General features: G+C 33.6%; 17 protein-coding genes and 1 pseudogene. 5 read left to right on the top strand and 13 right to left on the bottom strand.

The features are described from left to right. Positions 1-19: 19 nt before the first annotated feature. The 9 genes from atpH to M4I44_RS04785 form a co-directional block, all read right to left on the bottom strand. Entirely contained in the window at positions 20-553 is a 534-nt protein-coding gene (atpH, locus tag M4I44_RS04825; RefSeq protein ID WP_017496871.1) for an ATP synthase F1 subunit delta, read from the bottom strand. Positions 554-557: 4 nt separating this feature from the next. Beyond that, a complete protein-coding gene (locus M4I44_RS04820; RefSeq protein ID WP_017496870.1) occupies positions 558-1,058 on the bottom strand; it encodes a F0F1 ATP synthase subunit B in 501 nt (166 codons plus the stop codon). Between the two features lie 89 nt (positions 1,059-1,147). Continuing rightward, positions 1,148-1,345 carry an ATP synthase F0 subunit C gene (atpE, locus tag M4I44_RS04815; RefSeq protein WP_008465835.1) on the bottom strand — a complete coding sequence of 66 codons (198 nt, stop codon included), beginning with the start codon at positions 1,343-1,345 and terminating at the stop codon, positions 1,148-1,150. A gap of 33 nt (positions 1,346-1,378) precedes the next feature. Continuing rightward, positions 1,379-2,557: a F0F1 ATP synthase subunit A gene (gene atpB / locus M4I44_RS04810; protein ID WP_070906205.1), complete on the bottom strand. Its 1,179-nt coding sequence runs from the start codon at positions 2,555-2,557 to the stop codon at positions 1,379-1,381. Positions 2,558-3,122: 565 nt separating this feature from the next. Then, a complete protein-coding gene (locus tag M4I44_RS04805) occupies positions 3,123-3,350 on the bottom strand; it encodes an AtpZ/AtpI family protein (protein ID WP_202700912.1) in 228 nt (75 codons plus the stop codon). Beyond that, complete coding sequence (locus M4I44_RS04800) at positions 3,298-3,726, bottom strand: polymer-forming cytoskeletal protein (RefSeq protein ID WP_089076630.1); 429 nt, start codon at positions 3,724-3,726, stop codon at positions 3,298-3,300. Before M4I44_RS04800 ends, M4I44_RS04805 begins: the two co-directional genes overlap by 53 nt. A 2-nt stretch (positions 3,727-3,728) precedes the next feature. Continuing rightward, positions 3,729-6,341: a gliding motility protein gene (locus M4I44_RS04795; protein WP_249966669.1), complete on the bottom strand. Its 2,613-nt coding sequence runs from the start codon at positions 6,339-6,341 to the stop codon at positions 3,729-3,731. Positions 6,342-6,429: 88 nt separating this feature from the next. Further along, complete coding sequence (locus tag M4I44_RS04790) at positions 6,430-7,125, bottom strand: ABC transporter ATP-binding protein (RefSeq protein WP_249966668.1); 696 nt, start codon at positions 7,123-7,125, stop codon at positions 6,430-6,432. 82 nt (positions 7,126-7,207) lie between these two features. Beyond that, the gene (locus tag M4I44_RS04785) at positions 7,208-8,668 is read right to left on the bottom strand and encodes a DUF5687 family protein (protein ID WP_249966667.1); all 1,461 of its coding nucleotides are present in this window, start codon (positions 8,666-8,668) and stop codon (positions 7,208-7,210) included. 127 nt (positions 8,669-8,795) lie between these two features. Here M4I44_RS04785 and M4I44_RS04780 point away from each other — a divergent pair, with 127 nt between their 5' ends. The 3 genes from M4I44_RS04780 to M4I44_RS04770 all read left to right on the top strand — a co-directional run bounded on the left by M4I44_RS04780 (position 8,796) and on the right by M4I44_RS04770 (position 10,846). Beyond that, a complete protein-coding gene (locus M4I44_RS04780; protein WP_017496862.1) occupies positions 8,796-9,848 on the top strand; it encodes a ferredoxin--NADP reductase in 1,053 nt (350 codons plus the stop codon). A 125-nt stretch (positions 9,849-9,973) separates the two neighbouring features. Further along, positions 9,974-10,282: a hypothetical protein gene (locus M4I44_RS04775; protein ID WP_249966666.1), complete on the top strand. Its 309-nt coding sequence runs from the start codon at positions 9,974-9,976 to the stop codon at positions 10,280-10,282. A gap of 150 nt (positions 10,283-10,432) precedes the next feature. Beyond that, positions 10,433-10,846, top strand: coding sequence for a hypothetical protein (locus tag M4I44_RS04770; protein WP_017496860.1), 414 nt, complete (start codon positions 10,433-10,435; stop codon positions 10,844-10,846). Here M4I44_RS04770 and M4I44_RS04765 read toward each other — a convergent pair. Both M4I44_RS04765 and M4I44_RS04760 read right to left on the bottom strand, forming a co-directional pair. Continuing rightward, positions 10,835-11,842, bottom strand: a complete 1,008-nt coding sequence (locus tag M4I44_RS04765; RefSeq protein ID WP_249966665.1) for a glycosyltransferase family 9 protein — start codon at positions 11,840-11,842, stop codon at positions 10,835-10,837. The two genes, M4I44_RS04770 and M4I44_RS04765, sit on opposite strands and share 12 nt — an antisense overlap. A gap of 40 nt (positions 11,843-11,882) precedes the next feature. Then, positions 11,883-12,488, bottom strand: a complete 606-nt coding sequence (locus tag M4I44_RS04760) for a DUF4254 domain-containing protein (protein WP_017496858.1) — start codon at positions 12,486-12,488, stop codon at positions 11,883-11,885. 111 nt (positions 12,489-12,599) lie between these two features. On the opposite strand from M4I44_RS04760, the gene upp reads away from it, so the two are divergent. Beyond that, entirely contained in the window at positions 12,600-13,253 is a 654-nt protein-coding gene (upp, locus tag M4I44_RS04755) for a uracil phosphoribosyltransferase (protein ID WP_017496857.1), read from the top strand. Here upp and M4I44_RS04750 read toward each other — a convergent pair. Further along, the gene (locus M4I44_RS04750; protein WP_249966664.1) at positions 13,248-14,177 is read right to left on the bottom strand and encodes a DUF6427 family protein; all 930 of its coding nucleotides are present in this window, start codon (positions 14,175-14,177) and stop codon (positions 13,248-13,250) included. The genes upp and M4I44_RS04750 overlap by 6 nt on opposite strands. A 141-nt stretch (positions 14,178-14,318) precedes the next feature. On the opposite strand from M4I44_RS04750, the gene M4I44_RS04745 reads away from it, so the two are divergent. Further along, positions 14,319-14,549, top strand: a complete 231-nt coding sequence (locus M4I44_RS04745) for a hypothetical protein (RefSeq protein ID WP_017496855.1) — start codon at positions 14,319-14,321, stop codon at positions 14,547-14,549. Here the strand turns inward: M4I44_RS04745 and purD are convergent. Further along, positions 14,541-15,814: pseudogene (gene purD / locus M4I44_RS04740) on the bottom strand (phosphoribosylamine--glycine ligase). The gene M4I44_RS04745 and the pseudogene purD overlap by 9 nt on opposite strands. Positions 15,815-15,825 lie beyond the last annotated feature (11 nt).

The raw sequence follows: 15,825 nt of genomic DNA, 5'->3' as shown, positions 1-15,825 counted from the left end.
ACTTTTATGTGTAATAAAACTAATTACTTAACTCTCTTTTTAATACCTGCAATCTGTTTGCCACAGAAGCATTGTATTGTTGATCCCCTATTCTTAAAATAAACCCTCCAATGATAGATGGGTCTACTGTATTTTCAATTGTTATTTTTTTATCTGATAAAGTCGCCACTTTTGCCAAAACTTTAGCTTCTAAAGCGGCATCCATTGGGATTGCTGTTGTAACTTTTGCTACTTCAACACCATTACCTTCGTCAAATATTTTTTTGTATTCTAAAGCAATAGCTTCCAGAATTTCAAATCTTTTGTTTTCAAATAATAAATGAAATAACCCTTTAGTTACACCATTTACATCTGCGAAAACTTCTAAAAGAGCACTTTCTTTAACTTCAACTTTTGTAGTTGGGTTTTGAATAAAGGCACTTAATTCTTCATTACTCTCAATTGCTGTTGCAATTGACTTCATATCGTTATTGACAGCTTCGGCAACACCTTTAGAGTTTGCTAAGTCCAGAATTGCTTTTGCATAACGAATTGCTGCTCTTGTACTTGCCATAATCTTAGTTTAGCTTTACGTCACCTAACATTTTCTCTACTAATTTAGTTTGAGATTCTTTGTTAGATAATTCTTCTTTCAATAATTTTTCAGCGATGCTTAATGATAAAGTTGAAACTTGTGATTTCAATTCAGCCATAGCAGCATTCTTTTCACTTTCGATAGCAGCTTTAGCTTGCTCGATCATTTTTTGACCCGCTTCTTGTGCTTCGTTTTTAGAATCAGCAATCATTTTCTCTTTCATTTCACGAGCTTCTTTTAGCATCGCGTCACGCTCTGCACGAGCTTCATTCAAAATTCTTTGATTGTCAGCTTGTAAGTTTTCCATTTCTCTCTTTGCATTTTCTGCAGAAAGTAATGCATCTTTAATACCTTCTTCTCTTGCTGTAATAGATTCCATAATTGGTTTCCAGGCAAACTTTACTAAAAGTAAAATCAAAACCAACAAGATTAGCGCTTGCCAAAAGAATAAACCGAATGAAAAATCGTTAATTAACTTATCCATTTTATAACTATATTAAATATTTAATTTCTTTTTTTAAAAGTAACAACACCTTTAACCAACCGTTAAAGATGTTGTTAGTTCTTTCTTTATTATTTTCCTAAGATTAAAGCAGCAAACGCTAAACCTTCTAATAAAGCCGCGATAATAATCATCGCAGTTTGAATTTTACCAGCAGCTTCTGGTTGACGAGCAATCGCGTCCATAGCAGATCCACCGATTTTACCTAAACCTAAACCTGCACCGATTACTACTAAACCTGCACCTACTAAAGTTGGAATTGTTCCCATAAGTATTTATATATATAAAATTAAACTTCTAAATTAAATAATAACATTGTCTTCGTGTCCGTGCCCATGATCATGGTCGTGATCTGCAACAGCCATACCTATAAATAATGACGATAACATTGTGAAAATGAACGCTTGCAAAAATGCAACTAAAACTTCAATTACCGAAATAAATAATGTTAGTCCTAAAGAGATTGGCAAATCTGCTGCTAAATTTTTACCTACGAAAATCATCGCGATCAAACTCATAATTACTACGTGACCTGCAGTAATATTTGCATACAAACGAATTAATAATGCAAATGGTTTTGTTAATGTTCCCAAAACTTCGATTGGAGCTAAAATAATTTTCATCGGAACTGGTACTCCTGGCATCCAGAAAATGTGTCCCCAATAATCTTTGTTAGCACTAAACTGAGTAATGATAAAAGTAAACGCAGCTAAACAAACTGTGATTGCAATATTTCCTGTAACGTTAATTCCAAGTGGAGTCATACCTAATAAGTTTAACAACCACACAAAGAAAAACACCGTTAAAAGGTAACCCATAAATTTTCTGTATTTTTTCTCTCCAATATTTGGAACGGCGATCTCATCTCTGATGAAAATAATAAGCGGTTCTAATACTCTTCCGAAACCAGTTGGGATTGGTCCTTTTTTATAGGACTTCGCTAATCCGGTAAACATTAAAAATAATAATACCGAAACAAAAAGCATTGACACTACATTTTTTGTAATCGAAAAATCTAATGGTTTTTCGTTTTCAGGATGTCCGTGGTCATTAAAAGTAATAGTTCCGGCAGCATCTGTTTTGTAAATTTTACCGTGAACTAATTTGTAGAAGTTTCCGTCAACTTCAGCAACTGCTTCACCGTGGTGTAATTTTGAAGAAGAGAAAATTTTCAAACCTCCGTCAATAAGAATTACAGGTAATGGAAAACCGTAATGTTTATTTTCTTTTTCATCTGAGAAGAAAACAAAATCATGAGAATCTTGTAAGTGATGATCAATAAAAGCGTCCACTTTTGCTTTTGGGTCAAGAGCTGCATGCTCCTCTTCTGACGGCGCGTTATGTGAAATTACTTTTTCTTCATGAGCGGCTTCAGCATGTACATGCGTTGAGTCATTCTCTGAATTTGCAAAACTCATTACTGGAGAACAAGCTACTAAAGCTGCAAGAATAAATTTGAGCGGTTTGTTTGAAATCACCATATCTGTTAAAAATCTTATTTTTTACGTTTCTAAAATTTGGTGCAAAGGTACATTTTTTATTAATATTCAAAAGGATATGAAAAATTATTTTTGAACCTTCTTTTGCATAATCCCCATTTTAATGCTTTTCATTTAATAATCGGACAGTTAAAAGCGTCTGAAATAACAAAAACAAAATAAATGTTATAAAAAAATTGATTTTTTCAACCATCACCTCGCCACTTTTGTTTTCCAAAATCGGTCTTAAAATTAAATAGGCTAATAACATTTGGCTGGCGGTCCCGAAAAGGAAAGCCATTCCGACAATTTCAAAATTCTTCTTTTTTACTACTAATAATATAAGGTATAAAAATGCCGACAGTGTGAAAAAAATCAAATACAAAAAGGCTGTACTATAATAAAAGTTTTGGGTATTAATTTCTAAAACTGAAAAAAGGGCTTTGTGCAATAAGTAAGCCGCCAAAGCAAAAAAGAATAAATATAGAATGGGTTTGTAATTTTTTAAAAGCATTTGATTTTTTTTTGCAAAGATGCAATATTTATTTCAAGCTGTTTAAAAGATGATTTACTTTGTTTTATTGATTTCGTTAACCTGACGAATTACATTGTACAAAGCCAATCCAACTCCAATCATGACAAAAATGGTATTGTAATCTAATTTTGGACTGGGATGATTTTCATCCAGCCAGGTACCAAAATAGGAAAATAAAAAAATAATGATCCCCATTTGAACGGGAATATTAATGAGCGGAAGCCACTTGTTCCTTTTGTTTTTGTTCGGTTCCTTTTCCATCTTTTAGGGTTACATCTTTAGTATGAGTTAACATGGTACAGGTAGCGGTAAAATTGGCGCCTGGTTCAATAGACAGTTTTCCTATGGCAACTTCTCCATGAATCTGTGCCGATGCTTTTATATTAAGGACTTCTAAAACTTTAATTTTTCCCTGAAATACTCCTTCAATATCGGCATTATTACAAACAATTTCGCCTTTAACAACGCCGGAGACTCCAATAACCAATTTACCTTGTGAAGTAAAATTTCCTATCAATTCTCCATCCAGTCTAAAATCGTCTTTAGCAACGATGTCTCCTACAATAGAGGTTCCTTCAACTATTCGATTCGTTTTTCCTAAAAGTTCTGTTCCGTTTTTTTTTACTTTATCAAACATGATTATGGTGTTTTGGGGGCTAAGTAGGTATCGAGATTTTTCTTAATTTGAACCAATTTGTAATTATCACTCGATATGATAATTGCGGGATTCGGTATTTTATACTTTTTATCGTCTCTAAAAACTCCTGAAATATCTCTGGCGTATGCCTCTGATTTTAAACCGTGAATCACCACAAAACTTTCGGTTCTATTGTATTTATCAAAAGAAGTTGTCAATCTCTCATAATTTTCAACTAATAAAAAGACTCTGATCGCTTCTTCAATCTTTTGACGGGTTTTAGTGTCATTATTAGCAACTACATATACAATTTTCCAGTTTTTACTGTCAACAGAAGTAAAATCAAGTTTTTCTAAAGCCGGTATTTGCTTTTCTAAAATCTCGCGCGCATTTTTTCCTTCATCACTGTTTGGATAATTATCGGCAACTGATTCTAAACCTTTTTTGTAAGCGGCCAGACCATTTACTTTTCCTAAGGTATTGGCTTTTAACAATTCATACTTAGAAACTATTTCATCACCTGAATATTGATTGATCAGATTGTCAATATTATCTAAGACGGTATCAAACTGTTCCTCCTGAAACAATTTATACCATTTTTGGTACTCTTTATCCGGTGATGCTAAATCGGCCGCATTGGTATTGTTTAAAATTTGAGCGTATCGTGAAGTCGGATAATTGTTTGTAATATCTGATTTTATCCTTTCGGCGCGGGCAGGATTTGTAATTTGATATATTTTGTACAAATTATACATCGCCGGTAAAATCAATTTTTCCTCCGGCTTATTTTTTAGTAATTGCTCCAGTTTGTCACTCGCCAGATTGTATTCCTTAAATTTTTCTTTGTAAATGAGCCCTAATTGATAGTACGCAAAATTACGTTCAACACCAATACTATCGATTGCAGCTTGTGTTTGAGGGAGCTGTTTTTCGTAGAAATCTGTAGTGTATTTTTCAATAACTATAGTGTCTTTGAGTGCATTTGCAGCGTTATTATTTAACGTGTCATTTAATGCCGCATTATTGGCTGATTTCACAGCGGCCAATCTCCAGTTGCCTTCTAAAACCCGATTACCCCATAATTTCTTAAACTGCAATTTTCCGTAAGCAACTGTGGTAGGATTGTAAAAATAAAAAGTACTGGTACTTGCCGTTTCATTTCCTGACGGCGGATTAAATGCTCCTATTCCGGGATTAGCCGCTCCAACTGACTGAGGGTTAACCGCTGTTGGTCCTCCATTAGCATTTGTGTTACGATCGATATTGGCCAGTTTTTCCTTTTCTTTTTCTTCTAAGATTCGTTTCTCCTCGTCTTTTTCTTTGAGAACAGCTATATAATCATTAAAATAACTTTTTCTGTCAGTCGGAGACAAACCGTATACTTTTATGATGCTATCGTTACGTTTTGCAATTGCTTCATACTTGATAACATTGTCCAGATTTTTTCTGTTTTTTTCAATAAAAGCAAACTCTCTGGATTTAGGATCTAATTTTACTAACGTACTGTCATAATATTTGGCAGCGATAGTGTAGTTGGTATTCTTAAAATACATGTCGCCAATATTTCTGTAAGTCGACGCTATTAAATAAGGGTCTTTTGATTTTCTTCCCAATGACTTGTTGTAGAAAACCAAAGCATCCTGCTGTTCGTCATTTTTGTCAAAGAAGACTCCCATTTCATAAAATAAAACATCCAGATAAGGTCTGTTTTCACGGTCTGCCACTAACTTATTGTACATTTCTAAAAACAAATCCTGATCTCCATTTTTATAATCAAACATTTGCGCCTTTTTTGCGTAGGCATGCATCATGTATTTTCGATCTGCTTTTCTGTTCATGTCAATTACACCGTCATAGTAATAGAACGCGCTATCTCTTATTCCGGCTTCCTGATACATCTGACCTAAGATAAAACGGTAACGTGCGCGGTCTTCGTTTATTCTGGTAAACTCCTCGGCGATTTTAAGTTTAGCAACTGCACTATCCTTTTTTTCTAAATTCAAATAAGCTTCTGCCAATAAAGCATTCGCATCTGAAAATGTCTGCTTGTTCAAATCTGTATTTTTTAAGAGCAGATTGATATTTTTTACCGCAATAGCATCATTACCTAAGCGCATATTGGTTTTTTCGCGCCAGATTTTCGCTGTATAAATATTACTGCTGTTCGGGTATTTGTACAAAATATAATTGAATGCCTCCAAAGCCGGAATAAACCTCTGATCATAGTATCTCGCTTTTCCAAGCATCAGATAAGCCTCGTCGATTTGCGAATTTCGCTCTCTTCCTCCAATATTCATGGAGTGTTTTTGAATCGCTTTCGTGGCCTTGGTCTCCGCCTTTTCAAAATCAGCATTTTTGGGTTTATCTCCTTGTGAAAAGTTCTCATCAAACTGCATCTTTTCGATCGGAAGCATTTTCCAGAAGTTATCCTGATTATTCGCATGAACAGCCTTTAATCCTTTGTCAAGACCAATTCCACCATTATACAAAATGTTGTACTTTGTACTTAGTGCATGGGAATTTCTCGCCAAAAAATTATTTTTCTTGGTAGAACAGGCTATCAAAAAGAATAAAAAAACAATAAAAAAACTATATTTAAGAGTATTCTTTTTCAATAGAAAAGAGTTTATATCAATTAACTTCTAAAAAGGATTTTTAGTATATTGACTTGTAAAAATACGCTTCTTTTTGAAATATAGAAACTTATACTGCAAAAAACAATTCCAGTTCTTGTAAGGTTTCTTTTGAAGTTTGAATATCTTTTACAATTTCTCCTTTATTTAAGGCTACTATTCGGTCACAAACCTCTACGGTATGCTGCAAATCATGACTGGAAACCAGTACGGTAACATTTGGATTATGGGCCAGATCCTTAATGATTTTTTTTAATCGGCTTACCGTTGTCGGATCCAGATTTGCAAAAGGTTCGTCTAAAATAACGACTTCCGGATTTCCGATAAGTGTAGCGATGATACCTACTTTCTTCTGATTTCCTTTGGATAAATCTCTTAAATATTTTTTGTTGTTCAGGATTTCTCCGTTAAAAAACTCTTCATGCTGCTGTAATAAAGCATCAATATCGGCTTTGTTCTGGTGGCGTAAATCCCCAATAAAATAAAAATATTCCTCAGGAGTTAAATACCCAATCAAAAAACTTTCATCGAGAAAAGATCCTGTGAAAGATTTCCAGTTCTCGTTTGCATTTACCTGAATATCGTTGTTTATTATATTTCCTGTTGAAGGCTGAATCAAATCAAGTAACAAGCTGAAAAAAGTGGTTTTTCCCGCTCCGTTATTTCCTACTAGTCCAAAGCTCTGCCCTTTTGGAATTTCAAGATTGTTTATGTTTAAAACTGTTGTACCGTTGTATTTTTTTGAAAGTTGGTTTACTTGTATCATTTTTGAAAGTTTAATTGTTGATTTGTTTAATCGTTAATTTATTGATTTCCAATTATATGCTATCAATTTTCTAATTAACTAATTAGTTTTTTTGTTTATAAGCGCTTATGGTGCTGTACTTCTCTATTTTATATCTTTTTTCGATCAGTGAAAATACTTTTTCTTTAAAAGCAAAACCTAAAACTCCTGCTCCGGCTACAAGTGCTAATCCTATGGTTTTGTTTCCTAAATACAATCCGATTCCATAAAGTCCTAAAGGCACTAATATCTTTGGTAATGTCAGCAGCATTGCATTAACATTAAACGCTTTTTTATCTCCAAAGGCACCTCCCGCCGAACTCAAATCAATTGGCGTTTTTGTAAAAGCACCACCCAAAAGTACCAGATGCGAATTGACTCCTATATTATAAATTGCTCCAACAACGACCGTCAAATAAATTTGCCATCCAAAGAAAAGATAAAAAGACGCCAGTATTGTAGAGATGAAAGTAGCAATAACAATCAGCCACCATTTTGACGTTATGTAACCGCGATACGGAATATTCTGGGTCATCATTAATTGGTAATACGAACTATCCCAGCTCGGTACAAACTGTCCAAAGACAAATAAGAATCCACCTGAAACAAATATTCCGGCAAAAATGGTCATTACCTCGGGCTGTTGTTTGTTTCCGAAAAAGATAAGTCCGTAAAACAAAAAGATAAAACTCATTACCAGAGTCGTTTTTGATCTTTTGTTTCTCTTAATCAATTTGATATCGTTTTTAAGAAAGGTTCCTAAAGTCCCGAATTGATTCAGCCACGAAAGATTTTCAGTGGTAGCGATGTCTTCTTTTTGTGAAAGTCCTGCATCTAAAAACAAATTATTCTTGAAATATTTGAAAGTAAACAGATAGAGCCCTATCAGAATCAAAGCAGGAATCAAAAACAATCCTTTTGTCGTATAAAAACCCTGGAAAATTGGCGTTGTAAAACTCGTAATGTCAAAGAGTTTATAATACTGTGCAGCTCCTAAAGCGATAATTGCTCCAACAAAAACAACAAACAACTTGTCGATATTACTTAGAATAATATTCAAAAAATTGTTGATATAAATTAAGGAGAATGCTGCTAAAAACCAGAAGATAACTCCCAAAAGATCATAACCTTCTAAAACTAACACTATTGAAAAAGGAATAAAAAACAGTGCATGAACCCAATTGAAAAAAGACAATGCTGTTTTACCTAATGAAAAATGAACGATGGTCGGTTTTTTGAACGGCAGAATTAATAATGGTTTAATATTCAAAACCGGAATTGCCTGCATCAATAAACGAATCACCAGATCGGAAAGAAAATAGTAAATCAAAAATTGGTTGATTGTCACCAGAGGCTCCAGTTTCATTTTTTTTAAAATATAGAATGCTCCTATTCCGGCTCCAACAAAAAGCAAGGAAAAATAGACCATTAAAAAACCTAATAAAACTTTCATCACGACACTTGTGCCGAATGATGCAGATCTAACAAAGGCTTTCCATTCCAGGTAAATAAACTTTTTAATCATGGTTATTTGTTTTGAGTTTTCTAGTATGTGATCAAATGTAAGAAAACGTTACAAAAAAAGTTAAAAATAATCGTTTAGTGCCTGTCAATTAACTGTCGTTTGCTACTTTTGCATAAAAAATACAATCATGCCTTCATTCTTAAAACTAATAATTAAAGAGGTAAAACGCGAAACTGCTGATGCTGTTTCTGTACTTTTTAATGTTCCTGAAGAACTAAAATCGGACTATAAATTTATAGCCGGACAATACATAAATTTAAAACTAACTCTTGATAACCAAGAGATTCGTCGTGCTTATTCTATCTGTTCTGCGCCTGAAAGCAACGAATTACGTATTGCTGTAAAAGCAGTAAAAAATGGTTTATTTTCTCAATTTGCCAATACGAGACTTAAGGCTGGAGATGTTCTTGAAGTAGGTCATCCGGAAGGAAAATTTACTTTTGAACCAGATGCTGAAAGACAAAAAAACTATGCGGCTTTTGTGGCCGGAAGTGGAATTACTCCGGTACTTTCTATTATTAAATCGGTTTTAAAAAGTGAGCCAAAAAGTTCATTTGTATTGGTTTATGGAAACAAAACTCCTGAAGATACAATTTTTTACCAGGAATTACATGATTTACAATTACAGTATGTAGGCCGTTTTTTCATCCATTATGTTTTTAGTCAGGCTAAGGCTGAAAATGCTTTGTTTGGAAGAATTGATAAATCGGCAGTAAATTTTGTTTTGAACAACAAACACAAAGAATTACAATTTGACAAATTTTTCTTGTGTGGTCCTGAAGAAATGATCGATACGGTTTCGGGAATTTTAAAGGAAAAGAATGTAAAAGAATCGGCAATTAAATTTGAACTTTTTACTTCTTCTACTCAGGAAAATAAAATCAATACCTCATTAGAAGGACATACAAAAATTACGGTTTTGGTTGATGATGACGAAGTTTCATTCGAAATGTCTCAAAAGCAAACCATCCTTGATGCCGCTTTAAAACAAGGAATCGACGCTCCATACTCTTGTCAGGGTGGAATTTGCAGCAGCTGTCTGGCTCGTGTAACTTCCGGAAGTGCTGAAATGACTAAAAACTCGATTTTAACAGATAGCGAAATCGCTGAAGGTTTAATTTTAACCTGCCAGGCACATCCTACTTCAGAGTCTATTTATGTAGATTATGATGATGTTTAATCGTTAAAATCTCAAAATATTCAAATTCCAAATCCCAAACTTACAATTGGGATTTGGAATTTTTTTTGTTTTATAATTATTAGCAACCTTTGTAAAATTTGAATTTGGAACTTAAAAATTATGTTATGAAATCTGTACAGGAAATTTTTAAAAATAAAGAATATCTTCTAGACGAACCTGAAGTTGAAAAACTTGTGGAATATTGTGAAGAACTTCAGGATGAACTTATAGAATTTAAATTTCAGAAGACAAACAATAAAGAACTCGCCATGCTGGATATGCTTAAAGAAGTTATAAAAGGCTGCGATGCTGTCGAAAAAGAACAAATGGAACACGAACGATTTGGTTATGAAGCACCAAATTACCAAGTCACAATTTCGAATCTAAAAAGTTATATTTATAGCAGATGCCGGGATGAGAAAATTTGGCTCTAATTGCAATTATAATAAAAGCATTTTTTCGATAAAATATTGCTGAATTTTTATTATATTAGAGGTAAAATTATAGCAATCACAATCTCATGTGTTCTTCTGTAGATTTGTAGTGCTAAATCAAATTTGTCAACAGTTTAAATCTTAAATATTATGACAATACATCACTTACTTCGTTTATCCTTTATAGCACTTTTTGTAATAACAGCTCTTTTTTGTATCTACTTTATCATTAAGAAACAACAAAATAAAAAAGGTCCCAAATTACTTACCAAAGAAAAATATAGTGCCACAATGATTGGTAAAATGACCGAAATAAATGTTTCTGAGAAGAATACTTTTAATATCTGGCCCTACATAAGCAAATTAAAAGCTGCTAAAATACTATCGAACAAAATTAAAGAGTCACAATTGGTGCACAAAATCTACAGAAATTCAACGGAGGATTTTGAGCACATTTTATTGTCTACAGAAAAAGAAAATCATTTTGTTGTAATCGTTGCTAATAAAACCAAAAAGAAAACAGTTGGCTACTTTTTCTATGATTTAAACGGATTATATGCTTAACTGAATCTTCGTGACTATATCTTTGGGTGAAATCGATCTCATAGCGTCTTCGTAACCTTCAACGATTTTGTTTCCATAAACAGATGTTGGTAATTTTGGATATTGATTTCTGTCTGAAACCAAAGCATTTTCCATTGTTTGTCCGAATGGTAAAAATCCGGCATACGGATGTGTAGCACCCCAAAGTGTAATGACTTTTACTCCCAGCATTGCTGCAATATGAGCATTTCCGGAATCCATAGAAAGCATAACGTCTAAATTACTAATGAGCTGTAGTTCCTGTTGAAATTTAATTTTTCCAGCCACATTAACTACATTTTCAAAGGATTGTGAAAACGAATCCAGGATTTCAATTTCTTTCTTTCCTCCACCAAAAAGTAAAATGGTATACGTTTTATTCTCTGCCAATTTTGCAATTACTTCCTGCATTAAATCTTGTGGATATACTTTAGAATTGTATTGTGCGAAAGGTGCAATCCCAATTAATTTTTGGTTTTGATCACCAATGATTTCTAAAATATCTGAGCTTAATTTTGCTTTTTGCGGGAATTCAGGATTTGATATGTCTAAAGGAAAACCAAGTTTTTCAAATACTTTTGCATGCCTTTCAAACATGGTTGGCAATTGTGCAAAAATTTTATTCTCGGCACGAGTTAATTCTTTTTTACCTTCACGTCCTTTGTCAACTGTGGCTCTTTTTTTTCCGCTTAAAGCAAAAAGAAGGCTTACAATTTTGGATCTCAGAACATTATGAAGATCAGCAAAAGCATCGATTTTGAGTTTTTTTACATCACTGTATAATCTAAGTAGCCCTGCAAATCCTTTGTGACGTTGCTTTTCATCAAAAGCAAAAAACTCAAGATTTGGGATTCCTTCAAAAAATGGCTTAAAAAACGGTCGTGAAATTACGGTGATTTTAACCGTTGGATACTGCTTCACAAAAGTGCGTAAAACAGGAACCGTCATGGCGACATCTCCCATTGCGGATAGTCTCATGACGGCTATATGCTTTATTGTATTGGACAACTCTGCCAAATTATTTTTTGTTTTGATATAAAACAGGATTCAATTCATCGTCATTGTACATTTTCATTTGTTTGTACACTTTCATGAATTTATCTCCATTTTCAATGTCAGTCAATAAATCATCAATTGCAGTTGATAAATCACTTCTTTGTTCTAAAAGTACATTTAATTTCTCCTGACATTTATCTCTGTGCTCCTGTGAAGCTTCAGCACGAGTTGCCTCCTCATGCATATGATAAATTTTTAAAGCTAAAATAGACAATCGGTCAAAAGCCCAAGCCGGACTTTCAGAATTGATTTTTGCTCCGTCCTTTACTTTTACTTCACTGTATTTTTGTAAAAAGTAGCTGTCGATATATTCCACCATATCTGTACGCTCCTGGTTTGAGGCATCAATTCTTCTTTTTAGAGTCAAAGCCGCTACCGGATCAATTTGCGGATCACGAATGATATCTTCAAAATGCCATTGAACAGTGTCAATCCAGTTTTTCAAATACAATAAATGTTCAAATTTATCCTTTGGGTAAGGATTGTTTATAGGTTGATCAACATTATCAAATTGATGATAATCTTTAATGCTTTGTTCGAAAACAGAATATGCTAATTTTGAAAACATGTCTTTATTTATTAGAGTCACAAAGATACTTTTTATACTTTTATGGTGTGAAGAAAACGATTAATTTTTCGTTATTGCACTACAATCTATCCATAATTCTAAAAATTCAGTATGAAAATTCATTATATCTCCAAAAATAACAGCGTATTAAATCACTTTTTAGGCCAAATCAGAAATGTTAATGTTCAGAACGACAGCATGCGTTTCCGAAGAAATATTGAACGAATTGGCGAGATTATGGCTTATGAACTGAGCAAGGATCTGGCTTATAAAAATGTTGAAATCCAAACTCCGCTTGGCATTAAAAATACGACTGAAATAGAGAGTGATTTAGTTTTATGTTCCATTTTAAGAGCCGGTTTACCGCTGCATAACGGTTTTTTAAATTACTTTGACCATGCCGAGAATAGTTTTGTTTCGGCTTGCCGATACCATCCAAATAACGATGCCGAATTCGAAATTCGGGTTGAATACCAGGCTGTTTCAAACATAAACGACAAGACTGTTTTACTTCTTGATCCAATGTTGGCAACGGGTCAGTCTATCGTTGCTGTTCACGAAAAACTAATTCAAAATGCAACTCCAAAAGAGATTCATATCGTTGTGGTTATTGCTGCTCCGGAAGGTGTTGCTTTTCTGGAAGAAAATCTTCCTGAAAACTGTCATTTATGGGTCGCTTCTTTAGATGAAAAGCTAAATGAAAAAAATTATATCGTTCCGGGTCTTGGCGATGCCGGAGATCTTGCTTACGGAAGTAAATTATAATTGAGAGAAAAATGTAAATAAACTACACAAAATCAACACATAAAAAACAATTTCATTATTGAGCTTTTGTTGCATATATTCTACATGACTTGCTGCCATAATAGTCAAGGGCGCAACACTAAAAAAGAGCAAATCGTTACTTTTATCCGGCGATAGAATATAAACAAAGGCTGCAATAAAGAAACAAGCTACTACCTTTTTGTATGAAGAATGTACTATTTGTGGTCGATTTGACAAGGTAGTCAGCATCGAAACTACAAAAAATAAGGTTACGGCCACATAGATTGAAAGTGCTCCGTTTTCATAATTGCTCTTGAAATAATCAATGTTAAAATCGATTACAGCACGTTTCTGAAAAAAATCAGTGATGTCGATATGGAAAATTAAAGAGACCAATAAAAAGATTATGAACACTGCTACAAGTGCTATAAAAGGTAAAATCCAGTTTCTATAATCTCTGGAAACATGGAAAACTATCGAGATAAAAACTAAAATCAGGAAAAGAATACACCAAAATTGAAATAAAGAGGCTATTAAAATCCAAAATGATGCATCAAATATTTTTTCCTTAGAAGCTTTCAACGACTGCAGCGAAATCAATCTTCGAAGTGCCAGAAGTATAAAAAAGTTACCATATATTACATTGGCATTGTTAAATATTGTGGGGAAAAACAATAGAAACAATAAGTAAAAAAATATCGCGTAACCATTGTCTTTACTGAGTCCGTTCTTTTTTACGATAAAATTTATCAGGAAAAATGAGGCCAGAATAAAGCACAATAAGCTCACTTTTTGGAATGCCAAAAAATAAGATGTTATCCAGGAAGGTTCCTGAATTTGAAACAGAAAAAAGAAAACCAGTATTAAAATTACGACCAATGAATAATTTAATGGTGTAGATTTTTTAAAAACACTTGTTATCATAAGGATATTTTATACTTTTGTGATTGTAAATATAATACTTGTTTAAAAAGGAAAACCAACAAGTTGAAAAAAGATTCTGCTAACAGACTTCTGGTTTCAATGCGTTACACAACAATAAATAACATATAATTTTATAAAATTATGACAGCTTTTTTTGAAGGAATACAGTACTTATTCGTTAACATTTTATTCGCACCACTTGATTTTTTACGTCGTTTGGAACTTGTTACATGGTTTGGTGCTAATACGATCAACTGGATTTTCATGATCATCTGTTCATGCGCAATCGTTTATTGGATTAAACAATTACGCATTTTTGATGATGCCGGAACAGAAAACCAAGATACTACGGCTCACTCTTTTTTAAAGTAAGTCGAAGCCGATATCTTTTCTAAAATACATCTTATCAAAGCTTAGTTTATCTATGTTTTGGTAAGATTTTTTATGGCCTGTTGGAAATCGTCTCCATAAGAAGTTACCGTTAATACACGTCCTCCATTACTCACGATACTATCGTTTTCTAATTTTGTACCTGCATGAAAAACAATAGAATCTTCAATATTTTCTAAACCGGTAATTACTTTTCCTTTTTCAAATTCTTCAGGATATCCACCGGAAACCACCATAATAGTAGTAGCACTTCTTGGATCAACTTTTAATTCGAATGTATCTAATTTTTGATTGGCTACCGAAAGGAACAATTCCACTAAATCAGATTCTAATCTCGGTACTACAACTTCAGTCTCAGGATCTCCCATTCTTACGTTGTACTCAATTACTATTGGTTCATTTTTTACATTGATCAAACCAATAAATACGAATCCTTTATATTCAATTCCATCTTTCTGAAATCCTTCGATAGTTGGTTTTACAATACGTGTTTCAATTTTTTCCATCAAAACAGCGTCAACATAAGGAACCGGAGAAACAGCTCCCATCCCACCTGTATTTAAACCTGTATCGCCTTCACCAATACGTTTGTAATCTTTTGCTGTTGGAAGGATTTTATAGCTTTTCCCATCAGTCAAAACAAAACAGCTTAATTCAATTCCGTCCAAAAATTCTTCAATTACCACTTTTGAACTCGCTGCTCCGAATTTTTCGTGAACCAGCATGTTTCTCAATTCTGTTTTAGCTTCTTCTAAATCCTGAATAATCAAAACTCCTTTTCCTGCAGCCAAACCATCGGCTTTTAAAACGTATGGAGGTTGTAATGTTTCTAAAAAAGCACATCCGTTCTCTACCGTTTCAGCCGTAAAACTATCGTAAGCGGCAGTTGGAATATTATGTTTCATTAAAAACTCTTTGGCAAACTCTTTACTACCTTCTAACTGAGCTCCTAATTTTGATGGCCCAATAACCGGAATATGCTGTAAGCTCTCGTCATTTTTAAAATAATCGTAAATCCCTTTAACCAAAGGATCTTCCGGGCCTACGACTACCATTTTTACATTCTCCTGAATTACAAATGCTTTGATTGCATCAAAATCTGTTGGAGACATTGCAACATTTGTAGCAATTGCCGACGTTCCAGCATTTCCAGGTGCAACAAAAAGTTTTTCGCAAAGCGGACTCTGAGTCATTTTCCAGGCAAAAGCATGTTCTCTTCCGCCCGATCCCAATAGTAAAATTGTCATGGTGTAGTTGT

The sequence above is a fragment of the Flavobacterium sp. B183 genome (assembly GCF_023539155.1).
Lineage (GTDB): Bacteria > Bacteroidota > Bacteroidia > Flavobacteriales > Flavobacteriaceae > Flavobacterium > Flavobacterium tructae.
The sequence above is the reverse complement of the archived record's forward strand: the minus strand, read 5'-3'. Positions and strand labels throughout refer to the sequence as shown.

Excerpts from the sequence above, each read along its gene's own strand:
- atpB (WP_070906205.1), bottom strand. The coding sequence starts at position 2,557 with ATGGTGATTTCAAACAAACCGCTCAAATTTATTCTTGCAGCTTTAGTA.
- M4I44_RS04750 (WP_249966664.1), bottom strand. The coding sequence starts at position 14,177 with ATGATAACAAGTGTTTTTAAAAAATCTACACCATTAAATTATTCATTG.
- M4I44_RS04770 (WP_017496860.1), top strand. The coding sequence starts at position 10,433 with ATGACAATACATCACTTACTTCGTTTATCCTTTATAGCACTTTTTGTA.
- M4I44_RS04760 (WP_017496858.1), bottom strand. The coding sequence starts at position 12,488 with ATGTTTTCAAAATTAGCATATTCTGTTTTCGAACAAAGCATTAAAGAT.
- upp (WP_017496857.1), top strand. The coding sequence starts at position 12,600 with ATGAAAATTCATTATATCTCCAAAAATAACAGCGTATTAAATCACTTT.
- M4I44_RS04805 (WP_202700912.1), bottom strand. The coding sequence starts at position 3,350 with ATGGAAAAGGAACCGAACAAAAACAAAAGGAACAAGTGGCTTCCGCTC.
- M4I44_RS04780 (WP_017496862.1), top strand. The coding sequence starts at position 8,796 with ATGCCTTCATTCTTAAAACTAATAATTAAAGAGGTAAAACGCGAAACT.
- atpH (WP_017496871.1), bottom strand. The coding sequence starts at position 553 with ATGGCAAGTACAAGAGCAGCAATTCGTTATGCAAAAGCAATTCTGGAC.
- atpE (WP_008465835.1), bottom strand. The coding sequence starts at position 1,345 with ATGGGAACAATTCCAACTTTAGTAGGTGCAGGTTTAGTAGTAATCGGT.
- M4I44_RS04820 (WP_017496870.1), bottom strand. The coding sequence starts at position 1,058 with ATGGATAAGTTAATTAACGATTTTTCATTCGGTTTATTCTTTTGGCAA.
- M4I44_RS04775 (WP_249966666.1), top strand. The coding sequence starts at position 9,974 with ATGAAATCTGTACAGGAAATTTTTAAAAATAAAGAATATCTTCTAGAC.
- M4I44_RS04785 (WP_249966667.1), bottom strand. The coding sequence starts at position 8,668 with ATGATTAAAAAGTTTATTTACCTGGAATGGAAAGCCTTTGTTAGATCT.
- M4I44_RS04790 (WP_249966668.1), bottom strand. The coding sequence starts at position 7,125 with ATGATACAAGTAAACCAACTTTCAAAAAAATACAACGGTACAACAGTT.
- M4I44_RS04765 (WP_249966665.1), bottom strand. The coding sequence starts at position 11,842 with ATGAGACTATCCGCAATGGGAGATGTCGCCATGACGGTTCCTGTTTTA.
- M4I44_RS04800 (WP_089076630.1), bottom strand. The coding sequence starts at position 3,726 with ATGTTTGATAAAGTAAAAAAAAACGGAACAGAACTTTTAGGAAAAACG.
- M4I44_RS04745 (WP_017496855.1), top strand. The coding sequence starts at position 14,319 with ATGACAGCTTTTTTTGAAGGAATACAGTACTTATTCGTTAACATTTTA.